Consider the following 14,743-nt stretch of genomic DNA (forward strand, 5'->3'; position numbering starts at 1 on the left):
CATGTCCAACCTTCACCGAATCGCCGGGGAGGCTGTTGCCGCGGCCGTCCGGCGCGGCGTCACCGTGGCCACCGCCGAATCACTGACTGCCGGCATGGTCACGGCAATGCTGGCGGACACGCCGGGTGCGTCGGCCATGCTGCGTGGCGGCGTCGTTTCCTACAGCAATACCGTCAAACGGGATGTTCTCCACGTGTCGCAGGAACTGCTCGACGCCGTTGGCTCGGTTGACGGCGAAGTGGCGGCGGCCATGGCCGAGGGTGCGCGGAGCGCCTGCGGCGCAGACCTGGCCGTGTCCACCACGGGCGTGGCAGGGCCGGACGAGCACGACGGCAAGCCGGTGGGTACGGTGTACGTCGGCGTCGCCACAGCGCAGGGCTCCTCGTCGTATCCCTACAGCTTTGAAGGCACCCGGGCGGAGATCAGGGCCCTGGCGTGTGAGGCGGCGCTGGAGCGGCTACAGGAGGCCCTCGCGTCGATAGGCTACCGGGAGTAAGGTTGCCGGGAACAAAAAGCATTACCGAATAGTTGTTACTTTGTGTCGCTTCCACAATACGGAGGCGCCTAGGATGAAAAGACCAACTACGGTTCGCGTCACAGCGAACCGGACTCATGAGGGAGCAAGGCGATACAGATGGTAAAGCAGCCCGTATCCGTGAACGGCGTTGTCCGCTGGAAGGATGTGGGCCTCGCCGATCAGGCCAAGAGCGAACAGAAGGAGCGCAAGATGGTAGTACTTCGTCACGAAATTGGTGATGTTCTGCGCGACGTCCGCCAGCGTCAAGGGCGTACCCTCCGCGAAGTCTCGCACAGCGCCCGAGTTTCCCTGGGCTACCTCAGTGAAGTGGAGCGCGGGCAGAAGGAAGCCTCCTCGGAGCTGCTGTCCTCGATCTGCTCAGCCCTGGATGTTCCGTTGTCCATCATGCTCCGTGAGGTCAGCGACCGCGTGGCAGTGGCCGAAGGCGTAGCCGTACCGGACACCGTTCCGCAGGAATTTTCCCAGCGTTACGGCCGGGATCTTGAGCGCGATCTCAGCACTGAACTCAACAACGAACTGGCCAAGGGCCTGCTGTCCGGCGCACGGTAGCCTAACGCAACCCGGACCTACAGAACCCAAGGCATTACAGATCCAAGATGAAGGCCTTCGGCACAAGCCGGAGGCCTTTTGTCGTCTCCTAAAGGGCGCCGTCCTTAGAGGGCGCCGTCTTTGGGAAACCCGTCACGTTCATAAGTTGCGTTGAGCTTGGCCATATAGGTGGCGAGGGCCTCAAGATCCGCCACCGGCCATTCGCCCAGCCGCTCGCGGAACACTTCCCGCCTGGCGTCCTGTACCTGGTGCATTTTCTCTTCGCCCTTGGGCGTGAGCCGGATCGTCTGCGCGCGACCGTCCAGCGGGTCCGCTTCCTTGAGTACCAGGCCGATACTTTCCAGGAAGGCAATCTGCCGGCTCACCGACGGTTTGCCCACGCCGATGCAGGAGGCCAGTTCGGTCAGCCGGATGGGTCCCGTCTGGCGGATCATGGTGAGCAGGCCGTAGGCCGCAGGCTCCATGTCCGGGTGAACCTGACGTGAAAGCTGCTGCGAGACGGAGCGGGCGCGCCGCCAGAAGATGCTGATCTGATGCTCCACTGACTTCAGTGCGGTATCCATGGTGTCCTCGAAGGGGGCGGACACTCCGGGGACGTCAACGGGGTTGCTCATGGCAACCATTCTAGAGTCCGCGGGCGTGAGAGACTCTATGTCGTGCGGATTAGTGATTTTTGGCGGCTCATGGACGATGAATTCGGCGCTGGCTACTCCCGCGTGCTCAGCAGTTCGCTGGTCCTCGCGGGTGTGGGGGGACGGACTGCGGACCAAGCGTTGGCCGCCGGCGTCAGCCCCCGCGATGTCTGGCTCGCAGTCTGCGACGTCCAGGACGTGCCGGCGGAGCGGCGGCTCGGCAGGGACGTCAAGCCCAGCCGCAACTAAATCCGCCCCGCCCGCTGGCAGACTCCTGACACGCCGACCGATTGTTCGAATATCTGTTCGGGTAGGACTATGCTTTTTTCAGCGGGTTATCCACATACGCAGTGCCGCCCGGCAACAATGTCAGAGGGCGGCGCTAGCGTCAGTGATGACAGAGAAAAGGGGCCGCGCAGGCCCACTCCACAGCGAGAAAGCATTAGAGGTGTGAACCATGGCGGCAGCCCCGGATCGTGCAAAGGCGCTTGAAGCAGCGCTTGCCCAGATAGACAAACAGTTCGGAAAAGGCTCCGTCATGCGGCTGGGCGATGAAGTCCGCGCCCCCATCGAGGTCATCCCGACGGGGTCCATCGCCTTGGACGTGGCCTTGGGAATTGGCGGGCTGCCGCGTGGCCGTGTGGTGGAAATCTACGGTCCGGAGTCCTCCGGTAAGACCACCGTCGCCCTGCACGCCGTGGCAAACGCCCAGCGGCTGGGCGGCATTGCGGCCTTCATTGACGCCGAGCACGCCCTGGATCCTGAATATGCCGCCAAGCTCGGCGTGGACACGGATGCCCTGCTGGTCTCCCAGCCGGACACCGGCGAGCAGGCGCTTGAAATCATGGATATGCTCATCGGCTCCGGCTCCCTCGACGTCATCGTCATCGACTCCGTGGCGGCGCTGGTGCCCCGGGCGGAAATTGAAGGCGACATGGGTGACAGCCACGTCGGCCTGCAGGCCCGCCTCATGAGCCAGGCCCTGCGAAAAATCACTGGTCGGCTGAGCCAGACCAAGACCACCGCCATCTTCATCAACCAGCTCCGCGAAAAGATCGGTGTGTTCTTCGGCTCACCCGAAACCACCACCGGTGGTAAGGCGCTGAAGTTCTACGCGTCCATCCGCATCGACGTCCGCCGCATCCAGACCCTGAAGGAAGGCGCGGATTCGGTCGGCAACCGTACCAAGGCGAAGATCGTCAAGAACAAGATGGCCCCGCCGTTCAAGATCGCCGAATTCGACATCATCTATGGACAGGGCATCTCCCGCGAGGGCGGCATCATCGACATGGGCGTGGAGCACGGCATCATCAAGAAGTCGGGCTCATGGTTCACCTACGACGGCGACCAGCTCGGCCAGGGCATGGAGAATTCCCGGCGCTTCCTCCGCGACAACCCTGAACTGGCTGCGGAATTGGAGCGGCTCATCAAGGAAAAGCTCGGGGTCGGAGTGAAGCCGGCGGATGCCGAGGCCTCACCGAAGCTGAAGGCCGTTGACGGTTTCTAACAGCAGGCGGCGGGGCCGGTCAGGCCCCGCCGAGCCGGCCTCAACACCACTTTCCGGTCCTGCGGGTCCACTGTCCGGTCCGGCGTCCGGGCCGCCGGAGGACAGGGAGCCCGATCCGGCGTCGGTGGCTCGAGCGATTGTGCTGCGGCAGCTGACCAGTTCGCCCAAGAGCAGGGTCCAGTTGGAGCGCAAGCTGGCCGAACGCAATGTGCCCGGGGATGTTGCGGCAGCAGTCCTCGACCGCTTTGAAGAAGTCAAACTCGTCGACGATGCAGAGTTCGCCGATATGTGGGTGCGGAGCCGCGCTCAGTCCCGCAAGCTGGCCAAGGGTGCCTTGCGCCGTGAGCTGGCGGACAAGGGCATTGATCCGGACACGGCTGCCTCGGCTCTGGAGCAGCTCAGTGACGACAACGAGGAAGCCGCCGCCCGGCATATGGTGGAGCGCAAGCTCCGGCCCGGCACCGACCTGTCGGACCGCGCCGAGCGCGACAAAACCATGCGGCGCCTGGCGTCCATGCTGGCCCGCAAGGGGTACCAGCCCTCGCAGGCCTTCCGGATCGTAGGCGAAGTGCTCGACGCCGCGTCGGGGAGCTAGGCACAGCCGGTACGCTTAACGGGTGAGTCTGACCTACCCTTCCCCCGCATCCGGCACCGTCCCCGCAGCAGCTGACGCGTCCGCCGCGCCCCGCACCTACCAGGTACGCACATTCGGCTGCCAAATGAACGTGCACGATTCCGAACGGATGGCCGGGATGCTTGAGGCGGCAGGCTACGTTCCCGCTGACGGCGGCCAGGCCGACGTCGTGGTGTTCAACACCTGCGCCGTACGGGAAAACGCAGACAACAAGCTGTACGGCAACCTGGGAATGCTGGCGCCGGTCAAGGAAGCCAACCCGGGGATGCAGATAGCCGTGGGTGGCTGCCTGGCGCAGAAGGACCGCGAGACCATCCTGAAGAAGGCGCCGTGGGTGGACGCGGTCTTCGGAACGCACAACGTAGGTGCCCTGCCTGCACTCTTGGACCGCGCGCGGCACAACAACGAAGCCCAGCTGGAGATTCTTGAGTCGCTGGACGTCTTTCCGTCCACGCTTCCCACCAAGCGCGATTCCGTGTATTCCGGCTGGGTATCCATCTCGGTGGGCTGCAACAACACCTGTACCTTCTGCATCGTGCCGGCGCTGCGGGGCAAGGAGAAGGACCGCAGGCCCGGAGACATCCTCGCCGAGGTTCAGGCGCTCGTGGATGACGGCGCCATCGAAGTGACCCTTCTCGGCCAGAACGTGAACTCGTACGGCGTGGAGTTCGGCGACCGCCAGGCCTTCTCCAAGCTGCTCCGCGCCTGCGGTGACATTCCGGGCCTGGAACGGGTGCGCTTCACGAGTCCCCACCCGGCGGCCTTCACCGACGACGTCATCGACGCCATGGCGGAGACGCCGAACGTCATGCCCCAGCTGCACATGCCCCTGCAGTCTGGTTCGGACAAGGTCCTCAAGGACATGAAGCGGTCCTACCGTTCCGCGAAATTCCTCGGAATCCTGGATAAGGTCCGGGAGAAGATCCCGCACGCCGCWATTTCCACCGACATCATCGTCGGCTTCCCGGGGGAGACCGAGGAAGATTTCCAGGCAACCCTGGACGTCGTCGAAACGTCGCGCTTCGCCACCGCCTTCACGTTCCAGTACTCCAAGCGGCCCGGCACGCCGGCGGCTGACCTTCCGGACCAGCTGCCCAAAGCCGTCGTGCAGGAACGCTTCGAACGGCTCACGGCACTCCAGGACCGCATCGCCGCAGAGGAGAACGCCAAGCAGCTCGGACGCCGCGTCGAGGTCATGGTAACCGCCCAGTCCGGCCGCAAGGCCGAGGAAACCCACCGGTTGTCCGGCCGGTCCCAGGACCAGCGGCTCGTCCACTTCTCCGTACCGGCGGGCGCCCAGGCGCCCAGGCCGGGCGATCTGGTCACGGTCACCATCACCGAAGCTGCAGCCTTCCACCTGGTTGCCGACCCGGAAAACTCAGGAGACTACACCCTGCGCCGCTCGCGCGCCGGTGACGCATGGGACAGGTCGCAGGCCGACTCCTGTGGTGCACCGGCGCCGGCCGCCGCGGGAGGTAAATCCGGCGTCTCGCTCGGCATGCCGTCCCTTCCGGTCCGCGGCCGCTAGCCCTGTGGCCGCCAGTCCCGGAACAGTCACTTCCCAAGCCTCAACCTCCGGAGCCAAGGGCCCAGAAGGACAGCCTCCCGTCATCGCCGTGGTCGGGCCGACAGGTTCTGGAAAATCCGACCTCGCCGTCGAACTCGCCCTGGAACTCGGTGGCGAGGTCATTAACGCCGACGCCATGCAGTTCTACCGCGGCATGGACATTGGGACGGCCAAGGTCACGGAGGCCGAGCGCAGGGGAGTGCCGCACCACCTGCTGGACATCCTGGACGTCACCGAGGAAGCGTCCGTGTCGGACTTCCAGCAGCAGGCAAGGGCGGCCGTCGCCGGCATCCACCGGCGGGGACGGCGCGCCATAGTGGTGGGAGGTTCCGGGCTCTACGTCCGGGCCGCCCTGGACGTTCTGGAATTCCCGGGCACCGACCCTGACATCCGCGCCCGCCTTGAGCAGGAACACGCCGCCGCCGGGACGGCCCCCCTCCTTGAACGATTGCGGGATGTTGACCCGGTGTCCGCCGGCCGGCTCGGGGACGTCCGCCGGATCATCCGGGCGCTGGAGGTCTTCGAACTGACGGGACGCCCGTTCAGTTCATTCATGCCAAACCGTGAGTACTTCCAGCCCACCGTTCAGATCGGCCTTGAGGTTGACCGCGAAGTCCTGCGGGGGCGGCTGGCCGAACGCGTCCACCGCATGGTGGACCGCGGACTGCTGGCCGAGGTTGAAAGGCTGGATGCCGCGGGCCTGCGCCGCGGCCGGACCGCGCCGCGCGCCCTGGGCTACGCCCAGTTCCTCAAAGTGCTCGACGGCGAAGCGGACGTTGCGCTGGCCGCTGAGGAGACCATCGTGGCCACCCGGCAGTTCGCCCGCCGCCAGCTCACCTGGTTCCGGGCCGACCCGCGCATCTCTTGGCTGGACTGGCAGGACCCCGCCCTGGCCGCCAAGGCCGCGGCGTTCTGCCGCTGACCCCGGAAGGCGCGCCCGTCCGGAAGGCGCGCCCGTCCGTTAGGCCACCCCGTCCGGAATGCCATCGAGGCGGGAGGGGCCGGTTTTCGGCCGCCAGCGGCGTGCGGGTAACCTTGACGCATGGATGAAACCCTTGCAGAAACCGCTGAGCCCGCCATCTCACAGCTGAGCGGTCTGCGCTTCTCCAAGGGCCATGGGACGGGCAACGACTTCGTTCTGATTGCCGACCCCGAGGGCATGCATTCCATTTCCCCCGGGCAGGTTGTGGGGCTGTGCGACCGCCACAGAGGCATCGGCGGCGACGGACTCATCCGGGCTGTCCCGTCCCGGCTGCTTGACGAGGGCCGCGAGCTGTTGACCGGAAGACCCGACGCCGAATGGTTCATGGACTACCGGAACGGTGACGGCTCACTGTCCGAGATGTGCGGCAACGGAGTCCGGGTCTTCGTCCACTTCCTCCTCGCCGAGGGCCTCGCTGAACTGCCTCCGGGCGGCTCGCTGACCATCGGCACCCGCGGCGGCGTGAAGACCATTGTCCGTACTGCTGGCGGCTACGCGGTGGACATGGGGCCGTGGGAGTTCATCTTTCCGGCCGAGGCAGCGGCCCGCGCCATGGATTCCCTCGTCAGCGCCGACGGACTCGAAGTGCCGCGGCCGGCGCTGTCCGTCAGCATGGGAAACCCGCACACGGTGGTCGCCCTGGCCGAGCTGTCAGAACTTGAGGGCACGAAGCTCTTCACCGCACCCCATGTTGATCCCACGCCGGAACACGGCACCAACGTCGAGTTCGTCGTTCCGGCCGAGCCGCTGGTCCACGACGGGGTCGGCACCGTGACCATGCGCGTGCACGAGCGCGGCGTCGGCGAAACGCAGTCGTGCGGAACGGGCGCGTGCGCCGCCGCCGTGGCCATCCGTCACTGGGCCGGCCAGGGCGCACCGGACGCCTGGCACGTGAAAGTACCGGGCGGCGTCGTCGGGGTTAAATTCTTTACCGTGGCAGACGGGCACGAACACGTGGAGCTGAGCGGCCCGGCAACGATTGTCGCTAGCGGGACGCTTTCCTGACCCGCAGGATCCGGAACGACTTCGACGTGCTCTCGCGGGTCACCGTAAAGGAACCGTCGAGCGCCCCCGCCAGCCAGCGCTGAAGCGAATCCGAGCCAAGGTTCTTCTGCACCACCAGCCAGGCAGAACCCCCCGGTGCCAGCCGGGGCAGCCACAGCATCAGCAGCGAATGCAGTTCATCCTTGCCGATCCGGATCGGCGGGTTGGACCAGATCGTGTCGAAGCGCAGGTCCGGATCAACGGCCTCCGGCGCGCTGGCGGCGAGGTTGCCTAGGCCCAGCAGTTCGGCGTTCTCGTTCGTGAGCGTGATGCAGCGTTCGTTGACGTCCACCGCGTACACCTTGGCGTGCGGCGCCCGGAGGGCCATCGTCAGGGCAATCGGCCCCCAGCCGCAGCCAATGTCCAGCAGGTTTCCCTGCGGGGCCGGGGCAGGAACGTCCGCCAGCAGGACCGCCGTGCCTTTGTCGATGCCGTCAGGGCTGAAGATGGCGGAGGAGGTCTGCAGCTTGCGCGTTTCGCCGGCGAGTTCCACCGTGAGCTGCTTGCGGGTAAACGGCCCTGCGGGCGAGGCGCTGAAATAGTGGGCAGACTCCATAACTGGCCAGATTAGTGGGCCGCCCGCCGGATGGGAAACCGGAGGGTGCGCGTCTGCTAATCTAAAAGGCATGTTCTTGATCTTTGAGTAGCCGGCCCTGACGCGGTCCGCCCCGAACTGCCGGCCTTCGAGGCCGTCGCCACGGGCGCAGCACCGTCTCCGGAGTGATGCAGGTTTCGACCTTCCGCCCGGACGCCGCGATGCACGCACCACGGAATGCACCCTCACTCAGATCAATTCACTCAGATCAATCTCGCCGGCCCAGGCTTGTCCGCCGCGGCCGCACAGGAGCTCAGATGCCCTCCAGTCGTCAGCCCAGCGCGAATTCTGCGCCCAAGGCAAGCAATCAGCACTATTCTGAAGATGCAGAACCCTTTAAGGAGACCATGACCAGTCAGCAAAATTCCGGATCCGAGCCAGCAGCCCAGGACATGAGTCCTGAGGAAATCCAAGCTGTCATCGACCGGATTCTCTCCAAGGACGTCCCGGCACGAAGTGCCGCGGCTGCGGACGGCTCGGGAGCCGGCAGCAGGGCCGTCTTTGGCAAGGCCCAAGCCATCTCGCGGCTTGATGAAGAACACAGCACTTTCGACGGCGACCAGCAGGATCTCGAGGAACGCCGGGCCCTGCGCCGCACGGCGGGACTATCCACCGAACTGGAAGACGTCACCGAGGTCGAGTACCGGCAGCTGCGCCTTGAGCGCGTCGTCCTTGCCGGCTTGTGGACCGAAGGCACGTTGGCCGACGCCGAGAATTCGCTGCGCGAACTCGCGGCGCTGGCCGAAACCGCAGGTTCCGAGGTGCTGGACGGCCTGGTCCAGCGACGCGCCAAGCCGGATCCCGGCACGTTCCTCGGCTCGGGCAAGGCGTTGGAACTCAAGGACGTAGTGATGTCCACCGGCGCAGATACCGTGGTGGTGGATGCGGAACTGGCGCCGTCCCAGCGCCGTGGACTCGAGGACATCGTCAAGGTCAAGGTGATTGACCGCACCGCACTCATCCTCGATATCTTCGCCCAGCATGCCAAGAGCCGCGAAGGCAAGGCCCAGGTGGAGCTGGCCCAGCTCGAATACCTGCTCCCGCGCCTCCGTGGCTGGGGTGAATCCATGTCCCGCCAGGCCGGTGGCCAGGTGGGCGGCGCAGGCGCCGGCATGGGCTCCCGCGGTCCGGGCGAAACCAAGATTGAACTGGACCGGCGGCGAATCCGCACACGGATGGCCAAGCTGCGCCGCGAAATCTCCGCGATGAAGCCGGCCCGCGAGACCAAGCGGGCCAACCGCCGTCGTAATGCAGTGCCGTCTGTCGCCATTGCCGGATACACCAACGCCGGCAAGTCGTCCTTGCTGAACCGGCTCACCGACGCCGGAGTCCTGGTGGAGAATGCCCTGTTCGCCACCCTGGACCCCACGGTCCGCAAGGCCGAGACCTCGGATGGCCTGGGTTACACCCTGGCCGACACCGTCGGCTTCGTTCGGTCCCTTCCCACCCAGCTCGTGGAGGCTTTCCGATCCACCCTGGAGGAAGTGGCGGACGCGGACCTGATCCTGCACGTTGTGGACGTGTCCCACCCCGATCCGGAGGGGCAGATTGCTGCGGTGCGCTCGGTGTTCGCCGAAGTGGACGCCCGCAAGGTGCCCGAGATCATCGTGCTGAACAAGGCCGACGCAGCCGACCCGTTCGTCGTGGAAAGGCTGAAGCAGCGCGAACCGCGCCATGTGGTCGTTTCCGCCCGCACGGGCCAGGGCATCCCGGAGCTGCTGAAGGCCATCAGTGACGCCATTCCGCGGCCAAACGTTAAGCTGGAGCTGCTGGTCCCGTACCACCGAGGTGATTTGATCAGTAAACTCCACGACTCCGATGCGGAGATCCTGAGCCTGAATCATGAAGAAGGCGGCACACGCGCCGTGGTCATGGTCCGGGAAGGCCTCGCGGCTGAACTGGAATCCTTCATCAGCAATGACTGACCAGGAACCGGACGGCGCCGAAGCCACAGCCGGCGAGGAGTTCGTGATCGAACTCCTCGACCGCGCCGTGGCCGGTATGGGCGGACAAAGCCGCAGCGGCCAGCACGAGATGGCGCGGCAGGTGGCGCGGGCGATCGACACCGGCGACCACCTGCTGGTCCAGGCGGGCACCGGAACGGGTAAGTCGCTGGCGTACCTGATTCCGCTCATCGCCCACTCGCTGGAGAGCGAGAAGCCCACCCTGGTGTCCACCGCCACCCTTGCGCTGCAGACCCAGATCGTAGGCAGGGACCTGCCCCGGCTGCTGAAGACCATCACTCCGGCGCTGGACCGGCCGGTCAAGGTGGCACTCGTCAAGGGCCGCGCCAACTATGTGTGCCGGCACAAACTGGAAGGTGGTTTCCCCTCGGAGGAGCCTTCCGAAGGCCAGCTCTTCTCCCTGGGCGAGGACACCAGCGTCCCGCACTTTGCCGCCGCCATGGGCGGTCCGTCGTCGCAGCTGGGCAAGGAAGTGGTCCGGCTCCGGGAATGGGCAGAAAAGACGGCCACCGGCGACCGCGACGAACTCCTCCCGGGCGTGACGGACCGCGCCTGGCGCCAGGTCTCGGTCACCTCCATGGAATGCCTGGGCGCGCAGAAGTGCCCGCTCGCGGCGGAGTGCTTCAGTGAACTCGCGCGGCACAACGCGGCCGAGGCCGACGTCGTAGTGACCAACCACGCGATGCTCGCCGTCAGCGCCTTTGAAGGGCTGGCTGTGCTGCCCGAATACGACGTCGTGGTGGTGGACGAAGCGCACGAGCTCCAGGACCGTGTCACCGGCGCGGTCTCGGGACAACTGTCCGTTGCCATGGTGCACGCGGCCGCCTCCGGTGCCCGCAAGCACTCCGGGATCACGGTGGATGCGCTGAACAACGCCGCGGCCAACCTGGAGCTCGCCATCGCCGGGGTCCCCAGCGGGCTGGTCCCCAACGGGCTCAACGACGAACAGCTCGACTGCGTGGACCAGCTCCGGGAAGCGTGCCGGGCGGCGCTGTCCGATTCCAAGGGGGACAGCAACACCACGGCCGACGGCGGGCGGCAGCTCGCGCGGTCCCGCCTCCTCGTGATTCTCGAGCTCTGCGAGCGCCTGCTCACGGCGCGCGACAACCGCGAAGTGGTGTGGTTCTCGCGGAACAGCACGTTTGATCCGCAGCAGGGCTATTCGGCACCGGATGACACCCAGCCTGCCCTGATCAACATTGCCCCACTGAGCGTCGCCGGAAAGCTCAGGGAAGGCCTGTTCGCAGGCCACACAGTAGTTCTGACGTCGGCCACGCTTGCCATCGGCTCCGCGTTCGAACCCGCTGCCGGCGGACTCGGCCTCGTGGGGGAGGGTGCGCCGAGCTGGACCGGCATCGACGTCGGTTCTCCCTTCGATTATCCCAAGCAGGGCATCCTCTATGTGGCGGGCCACTTGCCCAAGCCGGGCAGGGGTATGTCGCCTGAAGCACTCGACGAACTGGAATCGCTCATCCGCGCCTCCGCTGGGGGAGCGCTGTGCCTGTTCTCCTCCCGGCGTGCTGCCGAGGAAGCGGCCGAGGCACTGCGTCCGCGCCTGGATGTGAGCGTTCTTTGCCAAGGCGACTCGACGATGACCGCGCTGGTAAAGCAGTTCGCCGACGAACCGGACACGTGCCTGTTTGGCACCATGTCGCTGTGGCAGGGCGTGGATGTTCCCGGCGGTTCATGCAGGCTTGTGGTGATCGACAGGATTCCGTTCCCCCGGCCCGACGACCCGCTCATGACGGCACGCTCACGGGCAGTGGCACAGGCCGGCGGCAACGGATTCATGTCCGTATCAGCTACCCATGCGGCCATCAGGCTGGCCCAGGGTGCCGGGCGCCTGATCCGGTCCACCGATGACAAGGGCGTAGTGGCAGTGCTGGATTCGCGGCTGTCGACGGAGCGCTATGGAGGGTTCCTGCGCGCCGCACTCCCGCCCTTCTGGCCCACGACGGACCGGAAGATCGCCGTGGCGGCGCTGGAGAGGCTAGCGGGAGCGCGGTCCTAAGGAGCGGCCTTCAGCGAACGCACGACGACCTAGAGTGAACGCACGAAGTCCTAGAGCGAACGCAGCACCGACACCACTTTGCCCATGACCACGGCGTGGTCCCCAAGGATGGGCTCGTACTGGGTGTTCTGCGGCAGCAGCCAAGTGTGGCCGTCCCGCTGCCGGAAGGTCTTAACGGTTGCTTCGTCGTCGAGCAGCGCCGCCACGATGTCGCCGTTGACGGCGTCACTCTGCCGCCTGACAACTACCCAGTCGCCGTCACAGATCGCAGCGTCCACCATGGAGTCGCCCGCAACCTTGAGCATGAACAGTTCGCCGTGGCCAACGAGCTGGCGTGGCAGGGGCATGAGTTCCTCAACCACTTGGTCGGCGAAGATGGGGCCGCCGGCCGCGATGCGGCCGACCAGCGGCACCATGGCCGTGTCTGTTGCGCTGGGCAGCTCGGTGACTGACGCGCTTCGCGCGCTGTGCGGCTTGGCGTCACCTTCGGCACCGGAGGCCTTGGACAAGCCGGCGTCCAGGGTGAGGGGCATGAGGACTTCCATGGCCCGGGGGCGTTTGGGATCACGCCGCAGGTAGCCGAGCTTCTCCAACTGTGAGAGCTGGTGGGTGACGCTGGACAGGCTGGCCAGGCCAACGGTGTCGCCGATTTCCCTCATGGAGGGTGGGTACCCGTTGTCGTTGACCGACCGCTGGATGGTTTCCAGGATCCTTTTCTGGCGGATGGTCAGTCCTTTGGGTGTCCGCTGAGACCGCTGGCTGCGCTGGGTAGCCTTGCCGTCGGAGGCTTGTGCTGCCATGTTCGCCAACGCCTTTCGTTCCACCCGGCCTCCGTGGCTGCAGTTGCCGGGAACTTCCGGCCTGAAAATGTCAGACCCTGCTGATCAACTGCAGAAGTGGTTGTTCTTTGATTTCAAACGTAGGCCAGCCACACGGCTTTTTCAAACATTTGTTCTAGCGAGTCTCGACTTTGTTCGTTGATAAGTGCTAAAACTGAAGAAGCAAAGTTCGAACATGTGTTCTAGTTCAGCTGCGGAGCGGGCCGGTTTCTTCGAATATTCCGGCGGATGCCGGGCGGACCGGGCACACCGGGCAGCACAGAGTGGTCCAGGAGGGCTCAGTTCATGTCAGCTTCAACAGCAGTCAACCATTCACGTCGGCAGGGTGCGCAGGGTGCTTTCGGCATGCAGCCGGGCAGGCCGCCGCGGCTTCGGCTTACTCGCCGGGGCCGGATCGTCCTCATCGGATTGCCCCTGGTTCTCCTGGCGGCACTGCTCCTGTCGCTCACCGGTTTGCTGAACTCGCCGGCCAAGGCCGCCGATACCGCCAGCGGACTGTCCGTGACGGAGACGGTTTCTGTGACTGTGCAGCCGGGGGAATCACTGTGGGCTATCGCCGGGACAGTCGACCCCACCAGGGATCCGCGCGATGTCATCGCGGACATCGTCCAGCTGAACGACCTCGAAAACGGCAAGGTCATGCCGGGGCAGCAGCTGTTTGTACCGTCCAAGTAAGGGCTGATTCGCCGGGCCTGATCCGTCACAGTTTCCCGGTCGCCGCCTCCGGCACTTAAACTGTCCAAGTGAGTGACCAGCTTGAGCGACTGAACCGACTGCCCCTGCGGACTAATCTGCGGGGGCTGACTCCCTACGGAGCGCCGCAGCTGGACGTACCCATCCTGCTCAACGTCAACGAGAACACCCATGGGGTCCCCGCCGATGTCAGGGCGGCAATTGCCGAGGCTGTGACAGAGGCGGCAGCAGGCCTCAACCGGTACCCTGACCGCGAATTCACCGGACTCAGGGAAGCGCTGGCGGAGTACCTCGGCCACGGACTCGGCGCCGAAAACATCTGGGCAGCCAATGGCTCCAACGAAGTCCTCCAGCAGATTCTCCAGGCATTCGGAGGCCCCGGCCGCAAGGCTCTGGGTTTCCCGCCCACGTACTCCATGTACCCACTGCTGGCCAGCGGAACGGACACCGAATATATCGTCGGCCAGCGCGCGGACGACTATGGCTTGAGCGCCGAGTCCGCCGCCCGCCAAGTCCGCGAGCTGCAGCCGAACGTCGTCTTCCTCTGCTCGCCCAATAACCCCACCGGAACTGGCCTGGGCCTGGATGTCGTGGAAGCCGTTTACGAGGCTGGCGAAGCCAGCCAGACCGTCGTGATCGTCGATGAGGCCTACCACGAGTTCGCCCACGACGGCACACCCAGCGCCCTCTCCTTGCTGCCGGGACGCGAACGTCTCATCGTCTCCCGGACCATGAGCAAGGCGTTTGCCCTTGCGGGCGCCCGGCTCGGATACATGGCAGCGGCACCTGAGGTAACGGACGCGCTGCGCCTTGTTCGCCTGCCGTACCACCTGTCCGCCATCACGCAGGCCACGGCCCTGGCGGCCCTCCACCACCGGGAGGCACTGATGGCCGACGTCGAGGACATCAAGCAGCAGCGCGACCGGATTGTCGCCGAACTCATCAGGATGGGCCTGCGGCCTGCCGCATCGGACTCCAACTACGTGTTCTTCGGGGGCCTCGACAACCCGCACGAGGTCTGGCAAGCATTGCTGGACTCCGGCGTGCTGGTCAGGGACGTCGGCATCCCCGGTCATTTGCGGGTCACTGCCGGCACTGAGACCGAAACCACAGCCTTCCTCGAGGCACTGGAGAACATCCTGGCCGGGCAGGCTGCTCTTCCGGCCTAAACTTGAGGGAAGACCCAGC

General features: G+C 65.6%; 15 protein-coding genes. 12 read left to right on the forward strand and 3 right to left on the reverse strand.

The features are described 5' to 3' along the window. Position 1 precedes the first annotated feature (1 nt). Complete coding sequence (locus tag AC1D14_RS06770; RefSeq protein WP_476968218.1) at positions 2-496, forward strand: CinA family protein; 495 nt, start codon at positions 2-4, stop codon at positions 494-496. 138 nt (positions 497-634) lie between these two features. Continuing rightward, complete coding sequence (locus AC1D14_RS06775; RefSeq protein ID WP_230117575.1) at positions 635-1,087, forward strand: helix-turn-helix domain-containing protein; 453 nt, start codon at positions 635-637, stop codon at positions 1,085-1,087. Between the two features lie 104 nt (positions 1,088-1,191). On the opposite strand, the gene AC1D14_RS06780 is transcribed toward AC1D14_RS06775, so the two are convergent. After that, positions 1,192-1,701, reverse strand: a complete 510-nt coding sequence (locus AC1D14_RS06780) for a MarR family winged helix-turn-helix transcriptional regulator (RefSeq protein ID WP_230117576.1) — start codon at positions 1,699-1,701, stop codon at positions 1,192-1,194. 42 nt (positions 1,702-1,743) lie between these two features. On the opposite strand from AC1D14_RS06780, the gene AC1D14_RS06785 reads away from it, so the two are divergent. From AC1D14_RS06785 to dapF, 6 genes are all read left to right on the forward strand, one after another. Further along, positions 1,744-1,968 carry a DUF3046 domain-containing protein gene (locus AC1D14_RS06785; protein WP_230117577.1) on the forward strand — a complete coding sequence of 75 codons (225 nt, stop codon included), beginning with the start codon at positions 1,744-1,746 and terminating at the stop codon, positions 1,966-1,968. Positions 1,969-2,176: 208 nt separating this feature from the next. Continuing rightward, the gene (gene recA / locus AC1D14_RS06790; RefSeq protein ID WP_230117578.1) at positions 2,177-3,226 is read left to right on the forward strand and encodes a recombinase RecA; all 1,050 of its coding nucleotides are present in this window, start codon (positions 2,177-2,179) and stop codon (positions 3,224-3,226) included. 124 nt (positions 3,227-3,350) lie between these two features. Beyond that, the gene (locus AC1D14_RS06795; protein WP_476968219.1) at positions 3,351-3,821 is read left to right on the forward strand and encodes a regulatory protein RecX; all 471 of its coding nucleotides are present in this window, start codon (positions 3,351-3,353) and stop codon (positions 3,819-3,821) included. A gap of 22 nt (positions 3,822-3,843) precedes the next feature. Beyond that, positions 3,844-5,388, forward strand: a complete 1,545-nt coding sequence (miaB, locus tag AC1D14_RS06800; protein WP_476880878.1) for a tRNA (N6-isopentenyl adenosine(37)-C2)-methylthiotransferase MiaB — start codon at positions 3,844-3,846, stop codon at positions 5,386-5,388. An 82-nt stretch (positions 5,389-5,470) separates the two neighbouring features. Continuing rightward, a complete protein-coding gene (gene miaA, locus AC1D14_RS06805; RefSeq protein WP_476880990.1) occupies positions 5,471-6,349 on the forward strand; it encodes a tRNA (adenosine(37)-N6)-dimethylallyltransferase MiaA in 879 nt (292 codons plus the stop codon). A gap of 120 nt (positions 6,350-6,469) precedes the next feature. Beyond that, on the forward strand, positions 6,470-7,414 hold the full coding sequence (gene dapF, locus AC1D14_RS06810; protein WP_476968220.1) for a diaminopimelate epimerase: 945 nt from the start codon (positions 6,470-6,472) through the stop codon (positions 7,412-7,414). On the opposite strand, the gene AC1D14_RS06815 is transcribed toward dapF, so the two are convergent. Then, positions 7,395-8,009 (reverse strand): class I SAM-dependent methyltransferase, encoded by a 615-nt coding sequence (locus tag AC1D14_RS06815; RefSeq protein WP_230117582.1) that lies wholly within the window; start codon positions 8,007-8,009, stop codon positions 7,395-7,397. The two genes, dapF and AC1D14_RS06815, sit on opposite strands and share 20 nt — an antisense overlap. Positions 8,010-8,395: 386 nt before the next feature. Here AC1D14_RS06815 and hflX point away from each other — a divergent pair, with 386 nt between their 5' ends. Beyond that, positions 8,396-9,973, forward strand: a complete 1,578-nt coding sequence (gene hflX, locus AC1D14_RS06820) for a GTPase HflX (RefSeq protein WP_230117583.1) — start codon at positions 8,396-8,398, stop codon at positions 9,971-9,973. Continuing rightward, positions 9,966-12,023, forward strand: a complete 2,058-nt coding sequence (locus AC1D14_RS06825) for an ATP-dependent DNA helicase (RefSeq protein ID WP_476880876.1) — start codon at positions 9,966-9,968, stop codon at positions 12,021-12,023. Before hflX ends, AC1D14_RS06825 begins: the two co-directional genes overlap by 8 nt. A 50-nt stretch (positions 12,024-12,073) precedes the next feature. Here AC1D14_RS06825 and lexA read toward each other — a convergent pair whose 3' ends face one another. Beyond that, on the reverse strand, positions 12,074-12,823 hold the full coding sequence (lexA, locus tag AC1D14_RS06830) for a transcriptional repressor LexA (RefSeq protein WP_476880875.1): 750 nt from the start codon (positions 12,821-12,823) through the stop codon (positions 12,074-12,076). A 384-nt stretch (positions 12,824-13,207) separates the two neighbouring features. Between lexA and AC1D14_RS06835 the strand changes: the two genes are divergently transcribed. Both AC1D14_RS06835 and AC1D14_RS06840 read left to right on the forward strand, forming a co-directional pair. Continuing rightward, positions 13,208-13,537 (forward strand): LysM peptidoglycan-binding domain-containing protein, encoded by a 330-nt coding sequence (locus AC1D14_RS06835; protein WP_476880989.1) that lies wholly within the window; start codon positions 13,208-13,210, stop codon positions 13,535-13,537. A 68-nt stretch (positions 13,538-13,605) separates the two neighbouring features. Continuing rightward, the gene (locus AC1D14_RS06840) at positions 13,606-14,724 is read left to right on the forward strand and encodes a histidinol-phosphate transaminase (protein WP_230117587.1); all 1,119 of its coding nucleotides are present in this window, start codon (positions 13,606-13,608) and stop codon (positions 14,722-14,724) included. Positions 14,725-14,743 lie beyond the last annotated feature (19 nt).

This window comes from Arthrobacter sp. P1_B11 (assembly GCF_056406715.1).